This is a genomic window from Bacillus hominis, from assembly GCF_018332515.1.
GTDB classification, from domain to species: domain Bacteria; phylum Bacillota; class Bacilli; order Bacillales; family Bacillaceae_G; genus Bacillus_A; species Bacillus_A hominis.
Genome location: NZ_BOQD01000523.1, coordinates 1 through 571, shown reverse-complemented (window position 1 = coordinate 571; position 571 = coordinate 1). Strand labels below are relative to the sequence as shown.

The 571-nt window shown below is 35.4% G+C and carries 1 pseudogene; it reads left to right on the top strand.

Annotated elements, in window-relative coordinates:
* A pseudogene (locus KI356_RS27090) lies at positions 1-571 on the top strand (ATP-binding cassette domain-containing protein); the annotation flags it as partial.

The window sequence follows — 571 nt, the reverse complement described above, 5'->3', positions numbered from 1 at the left end:
TTTTACAGAAACAAAAAGATATAGAAAAGAAAGATTAAAATGTAGATATAGTATGGAATTCTTCTAGTAGTTTGAAATTACAAGATGTAAAAGTAAATAATGATGAATCTGAAAAGGCTATATTAGAGGGAATTGATTTTACTTGGCAAGGTAACGGTGCTATAGGCATTATTGGTGAAAGTGGGGCAGGGAAATCAACGTTAATCGATGTGTTAGCAGGATTTCTACCTCCTTCGGGTGGGAAGATGTTAGTAAATGGTGTGGAAATTGGTGAATCTACTCGAGAAGATTGGCAAAAAAATATTGCTTATATTCCGCAGCAACCTTATATTTTTCCACTTTCATTAAAAGATAATATTTGTTTCTATGAAACGAATACAACTGATGAAGAAGTTGAGAGAGTTATTAATGAAGTTGGTCTTCGTTCGCTCGTTGCATTATTACCACATGGGATGTACGAAAGAATTGGAGAAGGTGGACGTATGCTTAGTGGCGGACAAGAACAACGTGTCGCTATGGCACGTGCACTTTTAAGTAAAAAGCCAATCATTTTATTAGATGAACCTACAGC